The organism is Stenotrophomonas genospecies 3 (assembly GCF_054473855.1).
The window spans coordinates 96,839-118,652 of sequence record NZ_JBTMUR010000001.1; the positions used below are offsets into that span (position 1 = coordinate 96,839).

At 67.5% G+C, this 21,814-nt stretch carries 21 protein-coding genes; 8 read left to right on the forward strand and 13 right to left on the reverse strand.

Annotated features, from left to right (window positions below; all coding sequences use genetic code 11):
* Window positions 1–37: 37 nt before the first annotated feature.
* Window positions 38–2,032: a bifunctional DedA family/phosphatase PAP2 family protein gene (locus tag ACX9OT_RS00435; RefSeq protein ID WP_049460646.1), complete on the forward strand. Its 1,995-nt coding sequence runs from the start codon at window positions 38–40 to the stop codon at window positions 2,030–2,032.
* 312 nt (window positions 2,033–2,344) lie between these two features.
* Here ACX9OT_RS00435 and ACX9OT_RS00440 read toward each other — a convergent pair whose 3' ends face one another.
* From ACX9OT_RS00440 to ACX9OT_RS00450, 3 genes are all read right to left on the reverse strand, one after another.
* Window positions 2,345–2,923 carry an LON peptidase substrate-binding domain-containing protein gene (locus ACX9OT_RS00440; protein ID WP_032128383.1) on the reverse strand — a complete coding sequence of 193 codons (579 nt, stop codon included), beginning with the start codon at window positions 2,921–2,923 and terminating at the stop codon, window positions 2,345–2,347.
* A complete protein-coding gene (gene mpl / locus ACX9OT_RS00445; protein ID WP_049462870.1) occupies window positions 2,920–4,284 on the reverse strand; it encodes a UDP-N-acetylmuramate:L-alanyl-gamma-D-glutamyl-meso-diaminopimelate ligase in 1,365 nt (454 codons plus the stop codon). Before mpl ends, ACX9OT_RS00440 begins: the two co-directional genes overlap by 4 nt.
* Before the next feature lie 328 nt (window positions 4,285–4,612).
* Entirely contained in the window at window positions 4,613–5,176 is a 564-nt protein-coding gene (locus ACX9OT_RS00450) for an adenylate kinase (RefSeq protein WP_032128385.1), read from the reverse strand.
* Window positions 5,177–5,312: 136 nt separating this feature from the next.
* Here ACX9OT_RS00450 and ACX9OT_RS00455 point away from each other — a divergent pair, with 136 nt between their 5' ends.
* The 3 genes from ACX9OT_RS00455 to ACX9OT_RS00465 all read left to right on the forward strand — a co-directional run bounded on the left by ACX9OT_RS00455 (window position 5,313) and on the right by ACX9OT_RS00465 (window position 8,079).
* Window positions 5,313–6,569, forward strand: coding sequence for a 6-phosphofructokinase (locus ACX9OT_RS00455; RefSeq protein WP_049421714.1), 1,257 nt, complete (start codon window positions 5,313–5,315; stop codon window positions 6,567–6,569).
* A gap of 205 nt (window positions 6,570–6,774) precedes the next feature.
* On the forward strand, window positions 6,775–7,569 hold the full coding sequence (locus ACX9OT_RS00460; protein WP_049400701.1) for a hypothetical protein: 795 nt from the start codon (window positions 6,775–6,777) through the stop codon (window positions 7,567–7,569).
* Between the two features lie 120 nt (window positions 7,570–7,689).
* Window positions 7,690–8,079, forward strand: a complete 390-nt coding sequence (locus ACX9OT_RS00465) for a DUF488 domain-containing protein (RefSeq protein WP_049462878.1) — start codon at window positions 7,690–7,692, stop codon at window positions 8,077–8,079.
* Between the two features lie 122 nt (window positions 8,080–8,201).
* Here the strand turns inward: ACX9OT_RS00465 and ACX9OT_RS00470 are convergent, their stop codons facing one another.
* Window positions 8,202–8,705, reverse strand: a complete 504-nt coding sequence (locus ACX9OT_RS00470) for a hypothetical protein (protein ID WP_049462871.1) — start codon at window positions 8,703–8,705, stop codon at window positions 8,202–8,204.
* A 308-nt stretch (window positions 8,706–9,013) separates the two neighbouring features.
* Here ACX9OT_RS00470 and ACX9OT_RS00475 point away from each other — a divergent pair, with 308 nt between their 5' ends.
* On the forward strand, window positions 9,014–11,056 hold the full coding sequence (locus tag ACX9OT_RS00475) for a sodium-translocating pyrophosphatase (RefSeq protein WP_049462872.1): 2,043 nt from the start codon (window positions 9,014–9,016) through the stop codon (window positions 11,054–11,056).
* A gap of 93 nt (window positions 11,057–11,149) precedes the next feature.
* On the opposite strand, the gene ACX9OT_RS00480 is transcribed toward ACX9OT_RS00475, so the two are convergent.
* The 5 genes from ACX9OT_RS00480 to ACX9OT_RS00500 are packed head-to-tail and all read right to left on the reverse strand — an operon-like array spanning window position 11,150 to window position 14,102.
* Window positions 11,150–11,869 (reverse strand): energy transducer TonB, encoded by a 720-nt coding sequence (locus ACX9OT_RS00480; protein WP_049462873.1) that lies wholly within the window; start codon window positions 11,867–11,869, stop codon window positions 11,150–11,152.
* Window positions 11,866–12,291 carry a TonB system transport protein ExbD gene (gene exbD / locus ACX9OT_RS00485; RefSeq protein WP_012512025.1) on the reverse strand — a complete coding sequence of 142 codons (426 nt, stop codon included), beginning with the start codon at window positions 12,289–12,291 and terminating at the stop codon, window positions 11,866–11,868. The genes ACX9OT_RS00480 and exbD overlap by 4 nt, the downstream gene beginning before the upstream one ends.
* Window positions 12,292–12,300: 9 nt before the next feature.
* On the reverse strand, window positions 12,301–13,029 hold the full coding sequence (gene exbB, locus ACX9OT_RS00490) for a tonB-system energizer ExbB (RefSeq protein WP_049462874.1): 729 nt from the start codon (window positions 13,027–13,029) through the stop codon (window positions 12,301–12,303).
* Window positions 13,016–13,483: a YbaN family protein gene (locus ACX9OT_RS00495; protein ID WP_049462875.1), complete on the reverse strand. Its 468-nt coding sequence runs from the start codon at window positions 13,481–13,483 to the stop codon at window positions 13,016–13,018. The genes exbB and ACX9OT_RS00495 overlap by 14 nt, the downstream gene beginning before the upstream one ends.
* Before the next feature lie 31 nt (window positions 13,484–13,514).
* Window positions 13,515–14,102: a biliverdin-producing heme oxygenase gene (locus ACX9OT_RS00500; protein WP_049462876.1), complete on the reverse strand. Its 588-nt coding sequence runs from the start codon at window positions 14,100–14,102 to the stop codon at window positions 13,515–13,517.
* A gap of 106 nt (window positions 14,103–14,208) precedes the next feature.
* Here ACX9OT_RS00500 and ACX9OT_RS00505 point away from each other — a divergent pair, with 106 nt between their 5' ends.
* Complete coding sequence (locus ACX9OT_RS00505; protein WP_006390068.1) at window positions 14,209–14,466, forward strand: DUF2789 domain-containing protein; 258 nt, start codon at window positions 14,209–14,211, stop codon at window positions 14,464–14,466.
* Window positions 14,467–14,562: 96 nt separating this feature from the next.
* Here the strand turns inward: ACX9OT_RS00505 and ACX9OT_RS00510 are convergent, their stop codons facing one another.
* The 4 genes from ACX9OT_RS00510 to ACX9OT_RS00525 all read right to left on the reverse strand — a co-directional run bounded on the left by ACX9OT_RS00510 (window position 14,563) and on the right by ACX9OT_RS00525 (window position 19,798).
* Window positions 14,563–17,481: a TonB-dependent receptor gene (locus ACX9OT_RS00510; protein ID WP_149908747.1), complete on the reverse strand. Its 2,919-nt coding sequence runs from the start codon at window positions 17,479–17,481 to the stop codon at window positions 14,563–14,565.
* 233 nt (window positions 17,482–17,714) lie between these two features.
* On the reverse strand, window positions 17,715–18,647 hold the full coding sequence (locus ACX9OT_RS00515; RefSeq protein WP_049461390.1) for a FecR family protein: 933 nt from the start codon (window positions 18,645–18,647) through the stop codon (window positions 17,715–17,717).
* Window positions 18,648–18,751: 104 nt separating this feature from the next.
* Window positions 18,752–19,252 carry an RNA polymerase sigma factor gene (locus ACX9OT_RS00520; protein ID WP_014038389.1) on the reverse strand — a complete coding sequence of 167 codons (501 nt, stop codon included), beginning with the start codon at window positions 19,250–19,252 and terminating at the stop codon, window positions 18,752–18,754.
* Window positions 19,253–19,324: 72 nt separating this feature from the next.
* Window positions 19,325–19,798 carry a hypothetical protein gene (locus tag ACX9OT_RS00525; RefSeq protein WP_032128396.1) on the reverse strand — a complete coding sequence of 158 codons (474 nt, stop codon included), beginning with the start codon at window positions 19,796–19,798 and terminating at the stop codon, window positions 19,325–19,327.
* Between the two features lie 184 nt (window positions 19,799–19,982).
* On the opposite strand from ACX9OT_RS00525, the gene ppa reads away from it, so the two are divergent.
* Window positions 19,983–20,519, forward strand: coding sequence for an inorganic diphosphatase (gene ppa, locus ACX9OT_RS00530; protein WP_005410935.1), 537 nt, complete (start codon window positions 19,983–19,985; stop codon window positions 20,517–20,519).
* 152 nt (window positions 20,520–20,671) lie between these two features.
* Window positions 20,672–21,793: an HDOD domain-containing protein gene (locus ACX9OT_RS00535; protein ID WP_049461388.1), complete on the forward strand. Its 1,122-nt coding sequence runs from the start codon at window positions 20,672–20,674 to the stop codon at window positions 21,791–21,793.
* Window positions 21,794–21,814: the final 21 nt, after the last annotated feature.

The following is a 21,814-nucleotide window of genomic DNA, read 5'->3' on the forward strand; positions in this document are numbered from 1 at the left end:
TGGGAACCAGTCACCTTCACGCCCCTATAATCGGGCAATGGACTCTTCATGGATCGACGCCACCCTCGCGTGGATTGCCGCTCACCCCGTGCTGGCGGGTGCCGTTATCTTCCTCATCGCCTTCTGCGATGCGGTGATCATTCTTGGCGCCATCGTGCCGGCGCTGCCGTTGCTGTTCGCGGTGGGCGTGTTCATCGGCCTGGGCCAGATCTCCGGGCCGTACGCGGTGGCGGCTGCAGCCCTGGGCGCATTTGCCGGCGACGGTATCAGTTACTGGATCGGCCGCCGCTGGGGTGACCGCCTGCGCGGCGTGTGGCCGTTCAGCCGCTACCCGCAGCTGCTCGACCGCGGCGAGAACCTGTTCCGCCGCAATGCCTTCAAAAGCATCCTGATCGCACGCTACGTCGGCGCGATCCGACCGTTCGTGCCGGCCATCGCCGGCATGATGAAGATGCCCGCCAGCCGTTACGTGCAGGCCAGCGGCATCGCCAGCATCTCCTGGGCGGTGCTGTTCCTGGCGCCGGGCTGGATTCTTGGCGAGGCGTATGACGCCGTGGCCGCCGTGGCCGGACGACTGGTGGTGGTGGTCGGCCTGCTGGCGGTGATCCTCGGCCTGGTCTGGGCCATCGTGCTGTACGGCTATCGCTGGTCGGCCGCGCGCATGGACAACTGGCTGGCGCGCCTGCTGGATTGGTCCAACCGTCACCCGACGCTGGGCCGCTACACCGTTGGCGTGCTTGATCCCAAGCGCCGCGAATCGGTGCCGCTGGCGATGCTGGCGTTGATGCTGCTGGTACTGGGCTGGGGCTGGTTCGCGTTACTGACCGTGGTGGTCGCACACGGCGAGCCGCTGGCGATCGACCTCCTGGTGCACCAGGCCATGCTGGCGCTGCGCAATCCGCTGGCCGACTACCCGATGGCCGCGCTGGCATCGCTGGGCGCCTGGCAGGTACTGCTGCCGGCCACCGCGGCGGCGATGGGCTATCTGATCTGGCGCCGGCGCTGGATGGCAGCCGCGCACTGGCTGGCCGCGCTTGCCTTCGGCCTGGCCCTGACCATGCTGCTCGGTGCCACCGTGGATGTGGTGCGCCCGGTCGATGCCAGCAGCGGCTTTGGCTTCCCGTCGGTGTCGGTGACCATGGCCACCATCACCTTCGGTTTCTTCGCGGTGCTGATCGCCCGCGAGATGCCCGGTCGCACCCGCGTCTGGCCCTACCTGGTGTCGGGCATCGTGGTCAGCCTGATCGGCTTCTCGCGCCTGTACCTGGGTGCGCATTGGCTGAGCGATGTGATCGGCGGCATGCTGTTCGGCACGTTCTGGCTGCTGGTGCTGGGCATCGCCTACCGCCGCCGCTTCAACCGCTCGTTCTGGGTGAAGCCGGTGGCCTGGCTGTTCTACGGCGTCTTCGCCGTGGCGGCGATGTGGTACGCGCCGCGCCACATTCCGGTGAAGCTGGAGCGGTTCGAGCCGACCCTGCCGGCACCGCAGGCGATGGATGCGCAAGCCTGGTGGCAGCACGACTGGGCCACGCTGCCGGCGCGCCGCAACGAATTCGACGACGACCAGCGCTGGCCGCTGGACGTGCAGGTGGCGGGCCCGCTGGCGCCGCTGCAGGCGCAGCTGGAAGCCCGCGGCTGGAAGCGGCAGGAGCAGGCCGGCTGGCAGCAGGCGCTGCTGATGCTGGACAAGAACACCGGCGCCGATGAGCTGCCGGTATTGCCGGCCACGCTGGACACCCGCGTGGAAGCACTGCTGATGGTGCGCCAGGGTGCGAAGCCGGATGAGCGCTATGTGCTGCGCCTGTGGCCGGCACCCGCGCAGCTGCAGCCGGGCAACACGCCGCTGTGGCTGGGCAGTGCACAGACCCTGCGTTACGAGCGCCACTTCGAATGGATCGGCATGTGGCACCCGCTGCGTGGTGTCGACCCGGCGTTGAACGCGGTGAAGGACGCCGTGCAGAACCTGCCGCAGCGGGAGGATGTGCACAGCGAAACCGGGCTGCCGGTGCTGCGGTTGAAGACCAAGCCGTGATCGAGCCGGTGCTTCTCTGGTAGTCGCCAACCTTGGTTGGCGCTTCGGGTGAAGGCTGCTAACCAAGGTTGGCATCTACCGGTTCCGGCGCGCTCTGGCCGTCGCCAACCAAGGTTGGCAGCTACCGGTTCCGGTGCGCTCTGGCTGTCGCCAACCCTGGTTGGCGTTTCCCGGTTCCGGCGCGCTCTGGCTGTCGCCAACCCTGGTTGGCGTTTCCCGGTTCCGGCGCGCTCTGGCTGTTGCCAACCCTGGTTGGCGTTTCCCGGTTCCGCTGCGCTCTGGTAGTGGCCAACCTTGGTTGGCGGTTATCGGTTACGGCATCCAGCCCAGCAATTGCTGCAATCGCTGGTGCGGGTCATCCATCTGCAGCAGCTGCAGGCGCTGCTGCTCGCTCAGCGGCAGCAGTTCGGCCAGCCGCCAGCCGACCCAGCTGGCCTGGTCCAGCAACGCCGGGTTGGCCGGCGCATAGGCCTCGCCGGCCTGTTCGATGATGTGCCCCAGCACCGTGGCCAGCAGCGCATGCTGCGGCCGTAGCTCATCGTCCGGGTCTTCATCACACCAACGCACGTCGGCCACCACCAGGCCGTTGTCGCGTACGCGGGTGCGCTCGACATGGAAGCGGCGGGTACCACGCAGGCGCAACTGCAGCACGCCGTCGGCGCCGACATCGAAGTCTTCGATGCGTACCTGCACGCCATAGGCGGCCGGCGTCGCTGGTGCGCCGACTTCCTCGCCATCGAGGATCAGACAGACACCAAACCCCTCACCACTGCGGCCGCTGTCGCGGACCAGATCCAGGTAGCGGCGCTCGAACACGCGCAGGCCTACCGCCGCACCCGGCACCAGCGTGGTGTGCAGCGGAAACAGCGGCAGCGAACCGTCGACGCTCATCGGGCCTGCAGCGCGGCGAGGAAGCGACGCGGCGCGCCGTCGAAGCCACCGTTGGACATGAACACCACGTGGTCACCACTGCGCGCGCTGGCCTGCAATTGCGCCAGCAACGCGTCGGTATCGGGCACCGCGTGCGCTTCGCCACGCACCGCGGCGATCACCGCGGCGGCATCCCAGGCCAGTTCCGGGCGATGCAGGAACACCACTTCATCGGCCAGCGCCAGCGACGGAGCCAGCGCCTGCGCGTGTGCGCCCAGTCGCATCGAATTGCTGCGCGGCTCCATCGCGACCACGATGCGCGCATCACCCACCTTGGCACGCAGGCCTTCCAGTGTGGTGGCGATCGCGGTCGGGTGATGGGCGAAATCGTCGTAGATGGTGATGCCGTCATGGTGGCCGATCACTTCCATGCGGCGCTTGACGCTGCGGAAGCGTGACAACGCAGGAATCACGTCGGCCGGTGCCACGCCCACCGCATGCGCGGCGGCCAGCGCAGCCAGGCCGTTGAGCACGTTGTGGCGGCCCAGCAACGACCACTGCACGTCGCCCATTGCCTGCCCGCGGTGATGCACGCGGAAGGCGCTGCCATCGGCGGCCAGCAGCTCGGCATGCCATTCCAGCGACGGATCGAATCCGAAGCGTTCGACCGGCGTCCAGCAGCCCATCGCCAGCACTTCGGCCAGGTGCTGATCCTCACCGTTGACGATCAGTCGGCCACGCGCCGGCACCGTGCGCACCAGATGGTGGAACTGGCGCTGGATCGCGGCCACGTCGGGGAAGATATCGGCGTGGTCGTATTCAAGGTTGTTGAGGATGGCCACCAGCGGCCGGTAGTGCACGAACTTGCTGCGCTTGTCGAAGAAGGCGGTGTCGTACTCGTCGGCCTCGACCACGAACTCGCGGCCCTGGCCCAGGCGGGCGGAGACGCCGAAATCCTCGGCGACGCCGCCGATCAGGAAACCGGGCGAACGACCGGCGCTTTCCAGCAGCCAGGTGAGGATGGTGGTGGTGGTGGTCTTGCCGTGGGTACCGGCCACGGCCAGGGTGTCGCGGCCCGGCAGCACCTGTTCGGACAGCCACTGGGCGCCGGAGATGTAGCGCTGGCCGGCGTCGAGCACGGCCTCCACGGCCGGGTTGCCGCGCGAGAGCGCGTTGCCGATCACCACCTCATTGGTGCCGGCCGGCACGCTGTCGGCGCGGTAACCCTGGTCCAGGGTGATGCCCAGCTGTTCGAGCTGGGTCGACATCGGCGGATAGATGGCCTGGTCGCTGCCGCTGACCGTATGGCCCAGTTCCCGCGCCAGGGCGGCCACGCCGCCCATGAAGGTGCCGGCAATTGCAAGGATATGTACGCTGCTCATGACCGAGGATTGTGACCGATGACGGCTGTATAGGGCCAATGTCCGATCCGGGGTAAGACAAGTCCTACACAGGATGTGAGAAAACTCCAATCATCTGTCAGGGAAATCCCGATAGCGATGTTCTGTGAACCCGGACACAATTCGAACTGCCAGCCGCAGTACCCGAACCGGTCCTACTCCCCAAGAGGCCATCCCCAAGGGAGCTCATGCTGCGGGGCCCTGAGCAAGCCCTCTGCTGGCGCCTATCAAACGACACAGGCCTGGTCCTCGCGGACCAGGCCTGTGCTTTTTGCGCCCGAAGGACCGGCAGTGCACCGGCCCTGCAGGATCAACCCTTGATCGCCGCCAGGATGCGGGCTTCGATCTCGTCCAGCTCACCGACGCCGTCGACGCGGGCCAGGGTGCCACGGCCGGCGTAGAAGTCGACCACCGGGGCGGTCTGGTCGTTGTAGACCTGCAGGCGCTGGCGCACCGCTTCCGGCGTGTCATCGGCGCGGCCCTGTTCCTTGGCACGACCGGCGATGCGCTCGACCAGCAGCTCGGTGGCCACGTCCAGCTGCACCACGGCATCCAGCGGCTGGCCGATCTTGGCCAGCAGGCCGTCCATCGCATTGGCCTGGGCCACATTGCGCGGGTAGCCATCGAGGATGAAGCCCTTGGCGACATCGGCCTGGGTCAGGCGCGACTCCAGCATGCCCAGCAGGATGTCGTCCGACACCAGGTTGCCGGCATCCATCACCGTCTTGGCCTGCTTGCCCAGCTCCGTGCCCGCGGCGATTTCCGCGCGCAGCATGTCACCGGTCGAAATGTGGGCGATCCCCAGCTTTTCCTTCAGGCGCGTCGCCTGTGTCCCCTTGCCCGAACCGGGCGGTCCCAACAGAACCAATCGCATTGACCTGACTCCAACGTGTTGAAAACAAAGAAGGTTCGCGTCCCGGACGGACCGGTATCGCTGCACCGCAATAGCGCCACTTTACCGCATCCGGGTAATGTCCCTGCAATGTCCCCTCCCCCGAGCAGGTAGAAGCATGCGCAACGGTACTCTCCTCTACGCCCAGTCCGGCGGTGTCACCGCGGTCATCAACGCCACGGCGGCGGCGGTGATCGAGCAGGCCCGGGCCAAGGGCATCAAGGTTCTGGCCGCCCGCAACGGCATCCTCGGCGCCCTGCGCGAGGAGCTGATCGACACCAGCAAAGAGAGTGCCGCCGCGATCCGCGCGCTGGCCCATACCCCGGGCGGCGCCTTCGGCTCGTGCCGGGTCAAGCTGAAATCGCTGGACGCCGACCGTGCCCGCTACGACCGCCTGCTGGAAGTGCTGCGCGCGCACGACGTGCGCTGGTTCCTCTACAACGGCGGCAACGACTCGGCCGACACCGCGCTGAAGGTCTCGCAGCTGGCCAAGGCCTCCGGCTACGACCTGACCTGCATCGGCGTGCCCAAGACCATCGACAACGATCTGGCGGTGACCGACACCTGCCCCGGCTTCGGCTCGGCGGCCAAGTACACCGCCGTGTCGGTGCGCGAGGCGGCGCTGGACGTGGCGGCGATGGCAGAGACCTCCACCCGCGTCTTCATCTACGAGGCCATGGGCCGCCACGCCGGCTGGCTGGCTGCGGCCGCCGGCCTGGCCGGCAACGGCGATGACGAAGCGCCGCACATCATCCTGCTGCCCGAACGCGCCTATGACGAAGCGGCGTTCCTGGCCAAGGTCAAGGCGGTGGTCGAGCGCGTCGGCTACTGCGTGGTGGTGGCGTCGGAAGGCATCGCCACCGCCGATGGCCGCTTCGTCGCCGACGCGGGCGGCGGCAAGGACTCGTTCGGTCACTCGCAGCTGGGCGGCGTGGCCGCGCACCTGGCCGGCCGGGTCAAGGATCAGCTGGGCCTGAAGGTGCACTGGGCGCTGCCCGACTACCTGCAGCGCTCGGCCCGCCACCTGGCCAGCAAGACCGACTGGGAGCAGGCGCAGGCGGTCGGCAAGGCCGCCGTGCAGCTGGCGCTGAAGGGACAGAACGGCGTGATGCCGGTGATCGTGCGCAGCAGCGATGCGCCCTATCGCTGGAAGATCGAAGCGGCGCCGCTGTCGAAGATCGCCAATCATGAAAAGAAGATGCCCGCCGGCTTCATCCGCCGCGACGGCTTCGGCATCACCGCCAAGGCACGCGCCTACCTGTCGCCGCTGATCAAGGGCGAAGCCCCGCTGCCGTACGGCACCGACGGCCTGCCGAAGTACGTGACGCTGAAGAACGTGGCCGTGAAGCAGAAGCTGCCGGCCTTCGAGGGCTGAGCCGAAAAAGGGGACGGAGGGGATTAAGTCGTATACGCCCCTTTGTGTTGAGCCCTGTGCGGAGCGCAGGGCACATTGCGGCGGCCGCCGAAGCACCCCACAATCGGGCTCCGGCCCGGGGCAAAGGGGCCGCCGCAAGCCAGATTCGACGCTGCCCGGCCTTCAAGGCCCGGGCCTGTGCTGCCATTTCACAAGGACTGTAACCATGAAGCACCCGATCCTGATCGCCGCGCTGCTGTGCGGTGCCGCCGCGCCGGCCTTCGCTGCGACCTGCGAAAGCAACTTCCAGAAGAAGGGCAATCCCTTCGTCGGCACGACCTTCACCTCATCGGTCACCCATCCGGACCTGACCGTGGCCAGTGCCATCGGCCAGATGCGGGTGATCGCCAAGAACGCCAACATGGACGTCCTCAGCGAGGACGTGGAAGGCGGCTCGATGCTGATCGAAGAGCCGGAATCCATGGCCCACAAGCCGATTCCGATGATCATCAGTGCCACCTCCGAAGGCGGCCAGGGCACCGTCGGCATGGTGGTGAAGGTCAACAAGGGCGCCATTGCCTCGGCCGATGGCGTGCGCGAAGAAATGTGCAAGCTGCTCAACCAGATCAAGCCGGGCAAGGCTGGCGAACAGGCGGCCAAGGCCACTCCGCAGGCGTCGGTGGTGACGATTGCCGCCGACCGCTTCGGCTTCCAGCTGCGCAACCAGAACAAGGACAACCCGGCCGCGGTCGAGCCGCGCTACAAGGGCAAGACCTACGCCATCACCGGTCGCATCACCTCCGTGCTGCGCAGTGGCGGCACCTACAACACCAGCTTTGACCTGCCCAGCGATGGCAGCATCGACTTTGAGCGCGTGGCCATTTCCTGCTCGTTTGCAGCCAACCAGGCCGCGTATGCGCTGGCCCTGCGCCCGCGCGAGAAGGTGACGCTGACCGGTGTGGTCGACAGCTACGACCAGATTGGTCGTGTGTTGTGGTTGAAGGACTGCCGCGGCAACTGATCGCTGCCAGCATGGGAAAAGGCCCGGGTGCGCAGGCGCCCGGGCCTTTTCGTTTCCACAGCGGTTCACACCTGGCGCACGTGCATCGCAGGATGATGGATGCCCCGTCCGGAGGTCATCATGGCACTGCGTGTTGTTCGACTGGGTACGCCGCGCCACCCCGGCGAAGGGCTGCGCATCGGTACCGTGCGGCGGCCGCCACGCGGCGTGCCGCGCAGTGAGTTCGCGACACAGGACTGGTACGACGTCTGGTTCCCGACCCTGTCACCCAGCGCGGAACTGGTAAAGCGGGCGCACGAAGCGAAAACCGCGGCCGACTGGAATGCGTTCTTCCGCCACTACAAGGCCGAGATGAAGGCGCCGGATGCAGCCCACGCGCTGGATCTTCTGGCCGCGATGTCACAGCACAGCGACATCAGCGTGGGGTGCTACTGCGAGGATGAAGCGCATTGCCATCGCAGGGCCCTGCGAGAGCTGCTGGTGGCGCGCGGGGCGACGCTGGCGGAGTGATGATTGCAGGGTTGCCGGCCAGCGGCCGGCACTACCAGGTTGCCCGCCGGGCATGGCCCGGCACTACCGATGCGCAGCGAAGTAGATCCACGCCATGCGTTGATGCGCGCTGCTGGACGGCCTCAATTGCAGGCCTTGCCTTCCATCTGCAGCTGCGCGGCGAACATCGTCACCTGCGGAATCTGGCCGGCGGCGGCCTGCTTCTTGGCCTCTTCCAGATAGATGCGCGACTGGCCCTGCCCGTCCAGCTCGACCTTGTTGCTCGACGGCAGGCGCCACACGCGCACCACGGCCTGCTGTGCCGGGCAGGCGGCGCTGGGCACGCGGATCACATCATTGAGCTTCCAGCCCTTGTCCACACTCGGCTGCGCCTTGGCATAGTCGACGAAGCGCGCGCGCGGCTGGCACTGCTCGCTGGTCCGCACCGGTGCGAAGCGATACGGCTCGGCCGCCTGACCGGTGAAGGCACCTTCCAGGCGCGCGCAGGCCTCGGGAATCTGCCGCAGGGTGTGCACCGCGCCCACGGTCTGGGGGGCACCCACGGCGCGCTGCAGCTCCGGGGTTTCCGCGGCGAGTGCCGGTACGGCCGGGACCAGGGTGGCAAGCATCAACAGGGACAGGCGCATGGGGAATCTCCTACGGGACTGGGCGCAGGCTTGCAGAGGCTGGCTTAACGGGGTGCAAAGGCCTGCGGCTTTCGAATCATGCCCATGGACTGGCGGCATGCGGCGGGGCTCGTAAAAACCAGTCGAGCACGGCTCGACTCTACAGTGCGCGGCACGCATACTGCGGCCACCAGGGAATGCTGAACACCGCCATACGTCGGACGACCACCAAGGTCGGTACGGGTTGGTTCCAGGCTGCAGCCCGTCGTCCCCCTCGTGGTGCCGTTCATCGCCACTGGATGCCTACATCCATTCTGCGGAGGGGTCTAATGCTGGAACGTCACGGGCTGTCATTGGCGCTGGGCTGCGCCATTCTCGCGATCCTGTTCGGAATCGTCTCGGCGCGCTGGATCCTGCGCCAACCCACCGGCAATGAACGCATGATCGCGATCGCCACCGCGATCCAGGAAGGTGCGCGTGCCTACCTCAACCGCCAGTACCTGACCATCGGCGTCGCCGGCGTGGTGCTGTTCGTGCTGGTCGGCATCTTCCTCAGCTGGTACACCGCGATCGGCTTCGCCATCGGTGCGGTGCTGTCCGGCGCGGCCGGCTACATCGGCATGAACGTGTCGGTACGCGCCAACGTGCGCACCGCCGAAGCTGCCCGCCACGGCATCAGCGCGGCGATGGACGTCGCCTTCCGCGGCGGCGCGATCACCGGCATGCTGGTGGTAGGGCTGGGCCTGCTAGGCGTGGCCGGCTATTACGCGCTGCTGCTGCGGATGGGCCTGCAGATGGACCAGGCGCTGCATGCACTGGTCGGGCTGGCGTTCGGCTCCTCGCTGATCTCGATCTTCGCGCGCCTGGGCGGCGGCATCTTCACCAAGGGTGCCGACGTCGGTGCCGACCTGGTGGGCAAGGTCGAAGCCGGCATTCCCGAGGATGACCCGCGCAACCCGGCGGTGATCGCCGACAACGTGGGTGACAACGTGGGCGACTGCGCCGGCATGGCCGCCGACCTGTTCGAGACCTATGCGGTCACCGTCATCGCCACCATGCTGCTGGGCAGCCTGATGCTGGCCGAGGCCGGCGCCAATGCAGTGCTGTATCCGCTGGTGCTGGGCGGCGTATCGATCATCGCTTCGATCATCGGCGCACTGTTCGTCAAGGTGGGCGAACCGGGTAGTGGCCGGGGCAGCTCGATCATGGGGGCGCTGTACAAGGGCGTGATCGTCTCCGGCGTTCTGGCCGCCATCGCCTTCTACCCGATCACCACCGGGTTGATGAGTGACAACGTGCATGGGCCGATGGCGCTGTATGGCTGCGCATTGATCGGGCTGGTGCTGACCGGCCTGATCGTGTGGATCACCGAGTACTACACCGGCACCCAGTACAAGCCGGTGCAGCACGTGGCACAGGCCTCGACCACTGGGCATGGCACCAACATCATCGCCGGCCTTGGCATTTCCATGAAGTCCACCGCGCTACCGGTGGTGGCGGTGTGTGCGGCAATCTGGGGCGCGTTCGCGCTTGGGGGCCTGTACGGCATCGCCATCGCCGCCACCGCGATGCTGTCGATGGCCGGCATGATCGTCGCCCTCGATGCCTATGGACCGATCACCGACAACGCCGGTGGCATCGCCGAGATGGCCGAGCTGCCCTCGGAGATCCGCGACATCACCGACCCGCTGGATGCGGTGGGCAACACCACCAAGGCAGTGACCAAGGGTTACGCGATCGGCTCAGCGGCGCTGGCGGCACTGGTGCTGTTCGCCGACTACACCCACAACCTGCAGGCGGCACATCCGGGGCAGGAATTCCGCTTCGACCTCAGCGACCACACGGTGATCATCGGCCTGCTGATCGGCGGCCTGATTCCGTACCTGTTCGGTGCGATGGCGATGGAAGCGGTCGGCCGCGCCGCCGGTGCGGTGGTGGAAGAAGTGCGCCGCCAGTTCCGCGAGATCCCCGGCATCATGCAGGGCACCGGCAAGCCGCAGTACGACAAGGCGGTGGACATGCTGACCCGCTCGGCGATCCGCGAAATGATCGTGCCCTCGCTGCTGCCGGTGGCGGTGCCGGTGGTGGTCGGCCTGCTGCTGGGGCCGCGCGCACTGGGCGGCCTGCTGATCGGCACGATCGTGACCGGCCTGTTCGTGGCCATTTCGATGACCACCGGCGGCGGCGCCTGGGACAACGCCAAGAAGTACATCGAAGACGGCCACTTCGGCGGCAAGGGCAGCGAGGCGCACAAGGCGGCAGTGACCGGCGATACCGTTGGCGATCCCTACAAGGACACCGCCGGTCCGGCGATCAATCCGCTGATCAAGATCATCAACATCGTGGCGCTGCTGCTGGTGCCGCTGCTGTAGATCCACACCATGCGCAAACCCGTAGAGTCGAGCTTGCTCGACTGCTTCTGGCCCACACCGCAAGAGCGGTCGAGCAAGCTCGACGCTACGAGGTCAACGCCCGCGCAGGAAGAACGACACCGGCACCATCACGTCCACCGGGTCGCCGGCCACTTCGGCCGGCGGCGCCGGTACCGGGCTGGCCCGCTGCACGGTGTCCAGCGTCTCCTGGTCGAGCAGCGCGAAGCCACTGCTGCGGCCCAGTTTCAACCCCGAGACCGCGCCATCGCGGGCAACCGCAAAGCGCACGTAGACCACACCCTGCTGGCGCAGACGCTCGGCCTGGCGCGGATAGCGGCGGTGTTTCTGCAGGTGCCCGAGCAGGCGTCCTTCCCAGGTCGCCTCGGCACGACTGCGCTCACCCGCCGTGGTCTGCGGTGCGGTGTTGCGTGTGGCCGCATCAGCCGCCACCTGCGGCGGTGCGCTGGTCTGCGCGACATTGGCGTCAGCGGTGTCCGGCGACGGCGTCGGCTCCGGTGTACGCGGCGGCGGCAGGTCACCCTGCAGCTGCACCGGCGCCTTCGGCTGCTCGCGAAGGGCCGGCTTCGGCGCCTGCCGCTGCTGTTGCTGCTGCAGCGGGCCGGTCGCAACCTCGCGCGGCGGCACCGGCGGTGCCTGCGCCATCGGCGCCAGTTCCAGCATCAGCGCAGCGGGCGGCGCCGTCGTAGCCAGCACCGGTGCGCGCGTCGCCCACCAGCAGGCCGCGCCGATCAACAACGCATGCACCAGCAGCACGATCGCCAGGCTGGTCGCCCAGCGCCGCAGTCCACTCATCGTGCGCCCTGCTCCAGGCCGACCAGTGCCACCTTCAGGTAGCCGGCCGCGCGCAGCGCATCCAGCGTGGCCATCAGTTCGCCATAGGGCACGCGGGTATCGGCACGCAGGAAGATGCGCTGCGTGGTGTCACTGTGAGTGGCCGCCTGCAATGCAGCCGCCAGCCCGTCGCGCGCTACGGCCTGTTCACCAACGCGCAGCGACAGATCGGCCTGCACGGTCACATACACCGGTGCCTGTTCCGGCGGCGTGGCGCTGGCATTGCTGGCCGGCAGCTGGACCGGCACCGACACGGTGGCCAGCGGTGCGGCCACCATGAAGATGATCAGCAGTACCAGCATCACGTCGATGAAGGGCGTGACGTTGATCTCGTGCGCTTCTTCCGGTGCATCGTCACGGTCGGACGCGGTCCTGATCGCCATCGTCGTGCCTCAGTGAACCGCACGCAGCGGTGCCGCTGCGGTACGCAGCACGGCACGATCGAGATCGCGCGAGACCAGCTGCTGCACGGCCGCCGACAGATCACCGAGCAGGCCCCGCAGGCCGGCCAGTACACGGCTGAAGTGGTTGTAGACCAGCACGGCGGGAATCGCTGCGACCAGACCCAGCGCGGTCGCCAGCAGAGCCTCGGCGATGCCGGGCGCGACCACCGCCAGGTTGGTGGTGTTGCTGTGGGCGATGCCGATGAAACTGTTCATGATGCCCCACACCGTGCCGAACAGGCCGACGAACGGCGCCACCGCGCCGATGCTGGCCAGCACGCCGATGCCGCGCCGTTGCACGCGCGCGGTTTCCAGTTCGATGCGGTCCAGGCGCGAGGCAACGCGTTCCTTGATGCCATCGCGGCTGTCCAGATCCTGCGACAGGCGCAGCTCGGTTCGCGCCGCGTCCAGCATGGTGAGTGCGGTGCCCTGCTGCAGGCTGGCCTCTGCGCTCCCGCCGGGCAGGCTCGGCGCCTGCAGCAACAGCGCGCGCGCTGCACGCAGCTGCCGGCCCTGCCGGGCCAGCTCCCAGCCCTTGGACAGCAGCACGGTCCAGGTGGCCAGCGAGGCAAGTGCCAGCGCGATCATCACTGTCTTCACCACCACGTCGGCGGCCAGATACATGCCCCAGGGCGTCAGTGCAGGGGCAGCCACGGGGGCCAGGTCAGCAGGCAGCATCGTCTCGTTTTCCATCAGCATCAGGGGTCGCTGCACGGCGGCGTACCGTGCGCGGATCATTGGCGTCGTCCACTTCCACGACCGGGTTGGGCTCCAACCGCGGTGCGGGCCGACTGAGCACGTAGCCGGCGCTGACCGCGAAGAACAGGCCCACGCCCAGCAGCAGCCGCCAGGACGGATGTGCGCCCCAACAGAACAGCGCGAAGCCCACCGCCATGCCGGCGCTGGCAAACGTCTTGCCCTTGCGCGACACCGCGCCCTGCTCGCGCCACAGCCGCAGTGATGGGCCGTAGCGCGGGTGCGCCAGCAGGCGTTGCTCGAACTTCGGCGAACTGCGCGCGAAGCAGCCAACGGCCAGGATCAGGAAGATGGTGGTCGGCATCACCGGCAGCAGCGCGCCGATCACCCCGAGGCCGACCATCACCCAGCCCAGCGCGAACCAGAGCCAGCGCATCAGCGTTGCGCCGATAGGCGGGAGGCGTGCATCAGGCGAATTCCACTTCGACGTGGCCGTGCACGCTGCGGAAGGCGGCGTCCGCCGCATCGATCACCTGTTGCTCCTGCTCGGTGCTCAGCGGCACCGCATCCAGCGCAGCGGTGAATTCACGCCAGTGGCGCGCCGCGCCATCCGGGTGCGCGGCCAGGTGACGGGCGCCGAAATCACGATCCAGGCCGAGCTTGGCAGCCATCTTGTACAGAATGGTGCCGCCGAGATTGGAGCCTTCGGCCACATACAGCCACCCCAATGCGGCGGGTAGCTCCAGATCGGACGGCAACGCCGCGATGTCGGCCCCCGGCAGGGTCTGCTCCAGATCCTGCAGGTCGCGCGCCACCTGGGTCAGGCGGCGGCGCTCACCCAGGTCCGGCAGCAGTGCATCCAGCGCAGGGTTGGCATACAGCGCATCGATGCTGCGATGAAAGCGGTACTGCACGCGCAGGAAACGGGCGAAGTTGCTGCGGTCGGCGAAGATGTCGCCGGCCATGATGCGCTTGTCCAGCGCGCCATGGCTGTCGCGGGTGGCGGCCTTGAGCCGCAGGCTGCGGCTGTCTTCAGGGGCGATGTGTGCGTTCATGGGGGATGCCAAGGGGGTCGTCCTGCTGTAGACGTTCGCCACGGGGCTTTCCCCAAGGCCATGTGCACCGATAATGGCGTATCCCTTCTTCCCGCAGGAACCGACGATGATCACCACCGAACCGCGCATGACCAACCTGTTCCTGCAGCTGGGCCTGGACGCCAGCGCCGAGGGCATCGCCCGCTTCATCCGCGAACACCAGCTGGCCACCGATGTGGAAGTGGTCGAAGCGCCGTACTGGAACGATGCCCAGCGCCAGTTCCTGTCCGAGTCGCTGCAGGCCGATGCGGCATGGACCACGGTGGTGGATGAGCTGAACGAGTCGCTGCACGAAGATGCCGTGAAGGCGGCGACCGGGCTGTAACTGGCTGGAGGAAGGCGCCGGGCATGGCCCGGCGCTACCGTTGTCTCCCGCTGGGGTCAGAGCCCTTTCTGCAGGAAAGGGATCCGCCCCCGACGATCAGTACTTCCAGGTCAACGCCAGGCGCGCGGTGCGGCCCGGGGCCGGCATCACGCCCAGGGCCAGCGGATCCAGGTAGTAGCGGTCGGTCAGGTTGTCCACGCCGGCTTCCACCGACAGCTGGTCGTTGAAGCTCCAGCTGGCGAACAGGTCGACCAGGGTGGTCGGCCGGTACAGCTGCTGGATCGCTGACAGGCCCACGTTCCAATCCTTGTCCAGCTTGCTGATCGGACCGGCGTTGTGGACCACGCGGGTACCGAAGGTCAGGCGCTCGTCGAACAGGCGCGAGCCCAGGGTCAGGTTGACCATGTAGCGCGGCGGGTTCTGGGTATTGGTGTACGAGCCCTCGAAGCCGCCGTCCACGCAGTTCGGCGTGTTGGCCAGTTCATCGTTCCTGCGCTGTGCACCATAGGCACGGCGCTCGGCTGCGATGTCCGGTGCGCAGGTCTTGGCCTTGAAGTAATAGTGCGCGGACAGATCAGCAAATACCTTGCCGCTGTCATAGCTGGACTGGAACTCCATGCCCGAGACCTTGAACTGGTCGACGTTGCGGATCAGGCCGGCCGAGAGCGTGCGGTAGTCACGGGTGATCAGGTCGTCGATGCGGGTATCGAAGTACGCCAGCTTCAGCGCCAGGCGGTCGCCGGCGGTGAACAGGTCATAGCGGATGGTGCTGGCACCGATCTCCCAGCTGCGCGCACGCTCCGGCTTCAGCTCGCCCACCGGCTTGGCGGCGGTGAACAGGCCCAGCGTGGTCTCGAACAGGCTCGGCAGCTTGGTGCCTTCGGCATACTTCACGTAGACCATGGTGTCTTCGCTGAAGCGGTAGGCCACGCTGGCGGTCGGCGAGAACGCGGTGTCGCGGCGACGGATCGGCTGCGACCAGCTCCAGCTGACCGGCACCTCCAGGTCCTGCGCCTTGCCGGCGTCGTAGAAGTTCCAGCCACCGATGTCGCCCACCGTACCCTTCTTGTACGGTGAAGCCAGCAGCGATTCCTGGGTGAAATTGCCGTTGGCGTCCGGATACCAGTTCAGCAGCGCGATGCGCTTGGCCCGCCACGACGGCAGCGCCGGGTTGCCATTGAGCAGCTCGGTGTAGCGGTACTGGCCCTGCACCTCGTAGGCATCGGGCGTGGCCAGGCGGTTGCGGTCATGCACATCCACGCGGTTCCAGCGGCCGCCGGCCAGCAGTTCCCAATGCTCATCGGGCTGCCACTTCAGCGAGGCCACGGCACTGTATTCCTTGCGCTCGGCGTTGCGCAGGAAGCGGTTGTTGATCAGGTCATCGTGCATGACCGGCCCCGAGCTGCCAGGTGCAATGTCCTCATCGCTGTAGGACAGGCCGTAGTCGAGGGTGAATGCACCGGCGTGTGTATCGAACTTCGAGGTGTTGCTGGCATCCAGGCCGAAGCGCTTCTGCCGCAGCGGATTGCGGTAGGCATCCTTGTAACCGGGGTCGCCACTGAAGCTGGGCGCGTCGTACCACTCGGTACGGCGATCGAAGTACCAGGGGGTGATGCCGGTCAGGCTGTTGTACATCACGCTGTCGGTGTCGGTGTACGTGGCGTTGACGCGCAGGTCGACCAGCTCGCTGTCCGGGTTGAAGCGATAGCGCAGGGTGTAGCTGTCCATGTCGACGTGGCCCGGGTCCCATTGCGGAATGCGGTCACGATCCACACGGATGATCTGCGAGGCCATTATCTCGCCGGCGGTGCCCTCGTAGCGGCGGTAGCCCGCTTCCAGGGTCTGTGCATCGTCGATGCGCCAGGTGCCCTTGAGCAGCGCCGACTTCGAGCGCGCCGAGGTATTGAACACCTCGGTACGCGGCGGATTCAGCGGTGCCAGCGTGCGCCGGGTCTGCGGGAAGTCATCGTAGCCATGCTTGCCGGAGAAGTAGTTGCCGTTGTCGCGGTAGGCGTAGGCGGCAACCAGATCGAAGCGATCCCAGTGTCCCGCAGCGGCCACGTTGAAGAACTGGCTGCCGGTGGCGCTGCGGTCGGTACGCGGCGCGGCGCTGTAGGACGGCAGGTTGTTGGCGCTGTTGTTGGCCAGGCCGCCACGCACGCGCACGCCGAAGTCCCGGCCTTCGCGCAGCACGTCACCGATCTTCAGCGTCTCCATCTCGACCACGCCGCCGATGCCACCGGAGGCGTTGGCCTGCAGGCTCGGGCCCTTGGTGATGGTCAGGCTGGAGATCAGGTCCGGGTCGAGGTAGGTGCGCTGCGACTGGCCGGCATAACCACGGTAGGTATCCATGCTAGACTGGCCACCGTCGATGATCACCGGCACACGGCCCTGGCCCTGGATGCCACGGATGTTGACGTCAAAGCCGTTGCCCACGCGCGGATCACCGGCGGTGACGCCAGCCACGCCCTTGACGATGTCGCCGTTGGACGTACCGCGGAATCGCTCCAGGTGCGTGCGGTTGAGCGTGGCGGTGGAGCCGACGCTGCGATAGCCGTCGAGCAGGCGCGCCTCGTCGCTGGTTGCGCCGCTGTCGATACGGTCGCCGGCCACGCTCAGCGTATCGGTGACGATCACACCGCTGTCGGCCTGCGCCGACGCTGCCGCTTCCAGGGTCACCGCATCGGCACTGACCCGGCGCACCGCCAGGCCACTGCCCTGCAGCAGGTGCTGCAAAGCCTCGCTGGCCGACAGGCTGCCGCTGACCGCACGCGAGGTCACACCCCGGGCCAGGGTGGCCGGGTACACGACCTGCACGCCGGACTGGCGCATGTAGCTGCGCAGCGCCTCGTCCAGTGGCTGCGCGGGGATATCGAAGCGCTGCACGGCAGCGTGGTCACCGCTGGCATCCTGCGCGAGTACGGAGGGCGCGGCGCTGGCCAGGCCGGCCGCCAGCAGGGCGATGCACAGGCGGGACGGGCGCGGCATGCGGCCCGGACGATGGAGATCGAACATGGGGGAACCTGTCAGGTAATCGGTGCCGCGGGCGCGGCGACATCCGCAACACGGGCGGACACGGCGACGTACTGGCGGCGGCGGGTACGTTCGCGGAGTAAGACGGATGAAAGCGCGGCAACCCCAAGAGCGATTTGCGGCCGCGGCAGGTGCCGACCGTGGGTCGGCTGCTTGCTGCGGTGGGTGCCGACCGTTGGTCGGCACAGGGACGGTCATCCACGCATGGCGTGGATCTACTGCACGATGGCGACGCCGAATGGAAGACGAGTAACCCGAAGACCTGCTGTTGCCGCCAACGCATCCAGCGCCTGCTCCGGGCGATCGATGCGCAATGCTGCACTGACGGCCGGCAGCTGCGACAGATCGCCACGCACGAAGGTCGGGCCAGCGCGATAGCGCCCGACCCATTGCACGGCCTCGGCGACGCTGGCCTGCTCCAGCAGCAGTTCACCCTGCCGCCACGCGCCCACACTGTCGGCCGCCACATCCTGCAGACGCGTCACGCCACTGCGCTCGCCATAGACCGCGCGCTGTCCCACCTGCAGGTAGGTCCAGCCACCGTCGGCCGGGCTGGCCACGCGCACCCTGCCCTGTCCGACCTGGGTTTCCACCTGATCGTTGTCGCGTGCGACGGAGAACGCGGTCGAGATGTCCTCGACCACGCCATTGCCCGCGCGCACGCTGAAACGCCGCTGGGCATCCGGGCTGACCTCGAACCAGGCGCGCCCGCGCAGCAGCTCGATCCGGCGTGCATCGGCATCAAACCGCACGGCGATCGCGCTGTCCGCATCCAGCACGGCGCGACTGCCATCGGGCAGTTGCACGTTCTGCACGACATGCGTACTGCGATGGTCGGCCTGCAGCCGCAACCAGGCCTCCGGCCATGCCACCAGCATCGCCAGCGCAGCTGCAGCGGCCATTGCCCAGCGCAGCCGCCGCGGGCGCCGGCGTTCGGCGGGCCGGGCCTGCGGGCGTGGTCCGACGCTGCGCCACAGCGCGCGCTCGTGCTCGAAGGCCCGACGGTGCCCCGGCTGTGCCAGCCAGCGTTCGAACTCATGCATGCGCCCCTCGCCGATGTCACCCGAGGCCAGCCACGCGATCCAGCCCCGGGCCTGTTCGGCCAGGGCATCGTCATTGGCGGCGGGCAGCGTGTTCGGCGGGCTCATCGGCTGGCGGACAGGCGCATTCAAGCGCGGGCGGAGGAACTAGACCGCATCCACGGTCCAGTGATCAAGACGTTTCAGCGAGGGCCAGCCCCAAGCCGGGGCGATCATCGGCCGCTGCGCGCCCAGGCCAGGCGTTGCAGCGCGGTGCGCACATGGTTCTCGACGGTAGTCACCGACACACCCAGACGGCGTGCGATCTCGGCCTGGGTCAGGCCCTGCAGGCGGTTGAGCCGGAAGATGGTGCGGGTCGGCTCCGGCAGGTGTCCCGCCGCGTCGAGCACCCGCTGCAGCTCGTCCTGTGCCATCGCCTGCTCCTCGGTCGAGATCACCTCGTCCGGCCCCCACAGGTAGTGGTCGGCCAGCAGACGGTTGCGCCGGGTCGATTCGCGGCCATGGTCGGTGGCCAGGTTGGCGGCCAGCCGGTACAGATAGGCTCGCGGGTTGTCGATGGCCTGGCTGTCGTCGACCCCGCGCGCCTTGAACCACACCGCCTGGATCACGTCTTCGGCGCCGTTGTCGCCCCCCAGGATGCGTTGCACCCGGCGCAGCAGCGCGGGCCGCTCGCGGATCAGCAGTTCGGTGAGGGAGGCGGCATTGGAGGACATGCGCGGAACCGGGACGACAGACGGAAGGCGCCGCGCATGCTACTCCGTTAATGAGAATCAGTCACGTTCTCATCAATGGATGCACCCGGTCAGCCCGTCATAGACGCTCTGCGAGGTCCCCGGCAGCGGGTCATGCAGTGGATTGCGCGCGGCGAGCGCGGCATGGAAGGCTTCCACCGGGGTTCCCGCCACCAGCGGCAGGCGGCACAACCAGGTCGGTTGCCGGGCCACGATCGCGCCATCGTTGCGGGACACCTCCAGATCGCTGGCGGCGAATGCCCACAGGCATTCATGCACGGTTCCCCGCACCGCATCCACCGAACAGCGCAGGCGCAGGGCGCGGATATCGCTGTATTCGCCCTCGCAGAAGGTGTCGCCACAGATGGCATCGAAGCCATGCTGCAAACGGCCTTCCAGGGCAAAGAAGCGGTCCCAGTTGGCCTCCTGGTGCGGGTAGTCGATCAGGTCGACATAAGGGGACGCCTGGGCCAAAGGCGCAACCAGCAACATGCAGGTCAGGCCAAACGACAGGGCAGACACGTTCATGGGCAGACTCCTTGGGAAGGTTGGTCCAGCCTGCGCTCCCATGCCGGCCGCCCCCATCAGCCAATCCCGGCCTGCCCGGTAGGCCCCCGCCCCGCAGCGCCGTCGGCCCCTCCCTCTGCACAGCGCCCGGCAAAGGCATAAAATGGGGGGCTATCCGTCTACATCCCCCACCTGGAGCACGACCATGGGTCTGGAACTCGTCTCGCCCGGCAAGAACCCGCCGGAAGAAATCAACGTCATCATCGAGATCCCGAAGGACTCGGAGCCGGTGAAGTACGAAGTGGACAAGGAAACCGGCGCGATCTTCGTCGACCGTATCCTGTCCACCCCGATGCGCTACCCCTGCAACTACGGCTACGTGCCGAGCACCCTGTGCGGCGACGGCGATCCGGCCGACGTGCTGGTGGTGCTGCCGCTGCCGCTGGTGCCGGGCTCGGTCGTGCGCTGCCGTCCGGTCGGCGTGCTGAAGATGAGCGATGAGGCGGGCAGCGACGAGAAGATCCTGGCCGTGCCGGTGTCGAAGATCTTCAGTGGCTATGCCCACGTCGAAGACATCGCCCAGGTGTCCAGCCACTGGCTGGAGCGCATCGGCCACTTCTTCGAGCACTACAAGGACCTGGAGAAGGGCAAGTGGGTCAAGCTCGACGGCTGGGGCGGCGCCGCTGAGGCCAAGCAGATCCTGATCGAGGCGCACCAGCGCCATCTCGACAGCAAGGCCTGAGCCTGAACCGGATCGCTCCGGCGGCACCCCGCTGGAGCGATGCGGGTCACGTTTCATGACGACGGCACATCACACGTGCCGCCGTATTAGGTAAATTGCGTCACTTCACACGTCGTCGACATCCATCGTCGAGACAGCCAGGGGAATGTGTCGTGCGTATTCTGCTTGTTGGGGATGCAGCCAGCCTGCCGGCCGAGCTGACCGAATTCATTGCCGATCTTGGGGAAGACTGGCAGCCGCTGACCGCCACCGATGGCCAGACCGCGATGGCTGCGGTGGCCACGCAGGGCGTGGATGCGGTGATCGTCTGCCCGCAGCTGCCGGATCTCAATGCCACCACGCTGCTGGGCCAGATCCGGACCTTGCGCCCGGAAACCATCCGCATCGCGCTGATCGATGCCCAGCACGGCAACCGGCCGCCGCCGGCACGCCTGATCGGTGTCGCTCACCGTTTCCTGCCGTTGCCACTGGCACCGGAAGTGCTGCTGGAAGCGCTGACCAGCCTGGAAGAGCTGCGCGAAGTACTGGACAGCCCACGCCTGCGCGATGCCATCGGCCGTATCGAGAAGCTGCCCTCGCCGCCGCACCTGTACCTGAGCCTGACCCAGGCGCTGGAGCATGACGACGACGCCGACAGCGCCGACGTCGCCAAGCTGGTGGCGGCCGACCCGGCCATTGCCGCGAAGGTGCTGCAGCTGTCGAACTCGGCGTTCTTCAGCCAGGGACGCACCATCGCTGACCTGCGCACGGCCGTGACCCGCCTGGGCCTGTCGACGCTGCGCGACCTGGTGCTGGCCAGCGAGGTGTTTTCCGCACCCACGTTGTCCACCGCCGAACGCAATTCGCTGCAGCAGCGCGCCCTGCTCGCCTCGCGCCTGGCCGCGCGCCTGCTGCCCGAATCCAGTGCCGAACTGGGCGCGACCGCCGCCCTGCTGGCCGACATCGGCCTGCTGCTGCCCGGCGTACGCAACGAGCGCAGCGAACCGTCGCTGGCCGGTGACACCCGCCCCGGCCATGCCGAGGCCGGCGCCTACCTGCTGGGCCTGTGGGGCCTGCCGATGCCGATCATCGAAGCGGTTGCCTTCCACCTGCAGCCGCAGCGCGCCAATACGCGCAGCTTCTGGGTGACCGGTGCGGTGCATGTGGCGCTGGCGCTGGTCAACGGCGATCCGGTGGATGAGGACTACCTGCAGCGCGCAGGTGTACTCAACAGGCTGCCGCAGTGGCGCGAGCATGCCAATGCGTTGATGGGACTGGTACCCAGCGAGGCCTGAGCTGTCAACGCAGGAACAACC

Coding starts and splice junctions, on each gene's coding strand:
- ACX9OT_RS00435 (WP_049460646.1), top strand. CDS start 38: ATGGACTCTTCATGGATCGACGCCACCCTCGCGTGGATTGCCGCTCAC.
- ACX9OT_RS00470 (WP_049462871.1), bottom strand. CDS start 8,705: ATGCGCCTGTCCCTGTTGATGCTTGCCACCCTGGTCCCGGCCGTACCG.
- ACX9OT_RS00480 (WP_049462873.1), bottom strand. CDS start 11,869: ATGAGTGGACTGCGGCGCTGGGCGACCAGCCTGGCGATCGTGCTGCTG.
- ACX9OT_RS00460 (WP_049400701.1), top strand. CDS start 6,775: ATGAAGCACCCGATCCTGATCGCCGCGCTGCTGTGCGGTGCCGCCGCG.
- ACX9OT_RS00495 (WP_049462875.1), bottom strand. CDS start 13,483: ATGCGCTGGCTCTGGTTCGCGCTGGGCTGGGTGATGGTCGGCCTCGGG.
- ACX9OT_RS00510 (WP_149908747.1), bottom strand. CDS start 17,481: ATGTTCGATCTCCATCGTCCGGGCCGCATGCCGCGCCCGTCCCGCCTG.
- ACX9OT_RS00440 (WP_032128383.1), bottom strand. CDS start 2,923: ATGAGCGTCGACGGTTCGCTGCCGCTGTTTCCGCTGCACACCACGCTG.
- ACX9OT_RS00505 (WP_006390068.1), top strand. CDS start 14,209: ATGATCACCACCGAACCGCGCATGACCAACCTGTTCCTGCAGCTGGGC.
- ACX9OT_RS00465 (WP_049462878.1), top strand. CDS start 7,690: ATGGCACTGCGTGTTGTTCGACTGGGTACGCCGCGCCACCCCGGCGAA.
- ACX9OT_RS00525 (WP_032128396.1), bottom strand. CDS start 19,798: ATGAACGTGTCTGCCCTGTCGTTTGGCCTGACCTGCATGTTGCTGGTT.
- ACX9OT_RS00500 (WP_049462876.1), bottom strand. CDS start 14,102: ATGAACGCACACATCGCCCCTGAAGACAGCCGCAGCCTGCGGCTCAAG.
- ppa (WP_005410935.1), top strand. CDS start 19,983: ATGGGTCTGGAACTCGTCTCGCCCGGCAAGAACCCGCCGGAAGAAATC.
- exbD (WP_012512025.1), bottom strand. CDS start 12,291: ATGGCGATCAGGACCGCGTCCGACCGTGACGATGCACCGGAAGAAGCG.
- ACX9OT_RS00455 (WP_049421714.1), top strand. CDS start 5,313: ATGCGCAACGGTACTCTCCTCTACGCCCAGTCCGGCGGTGTCACCGCG.
- exbB (WP_049462874.1), bottom strand. CDS start 13,029: ATGCTGCCTGCTGACCTGGCCCCCGTGGCTGCCCCTGCACTGACGCCC.
- ACX9OT_RS00515 (WP_049461390.1), bottom strand. CDS start 18,647: ATGAGCCCGCCGAACACGCTGCCCGCCGCCAATGACGATGCCCTGGCC.
- ACX9OT_RS00450 (WP_032128385.1), bottom strand. CDS start 5,176: ATGCGATTGGTTCTGTTGGGACCGCCCGGTTCGGGCAAGGGGACACAG.
- ACX9OT_RS00520 (WP_014038389.1), bottom strand. CDS start 19,252: ATGTCCTCCAATGCCGCCTCCCTCACCGAACTGCTGATCCGCGAGCGG.
- mpl (WP_049462870.1), bottom strand. CDS start 4,284: ATGAGCAGCGTACATATCCTTGCAATTGCCGGCACCTTCATGGGCGGC.
- ACX9OT_RS00475 (WP_049462872.1), top strand. CDS start 9,014: ATGCTGGAACGTCACGGGCTGTCATTGGCGCTGGGCTGCGCCATTCTC.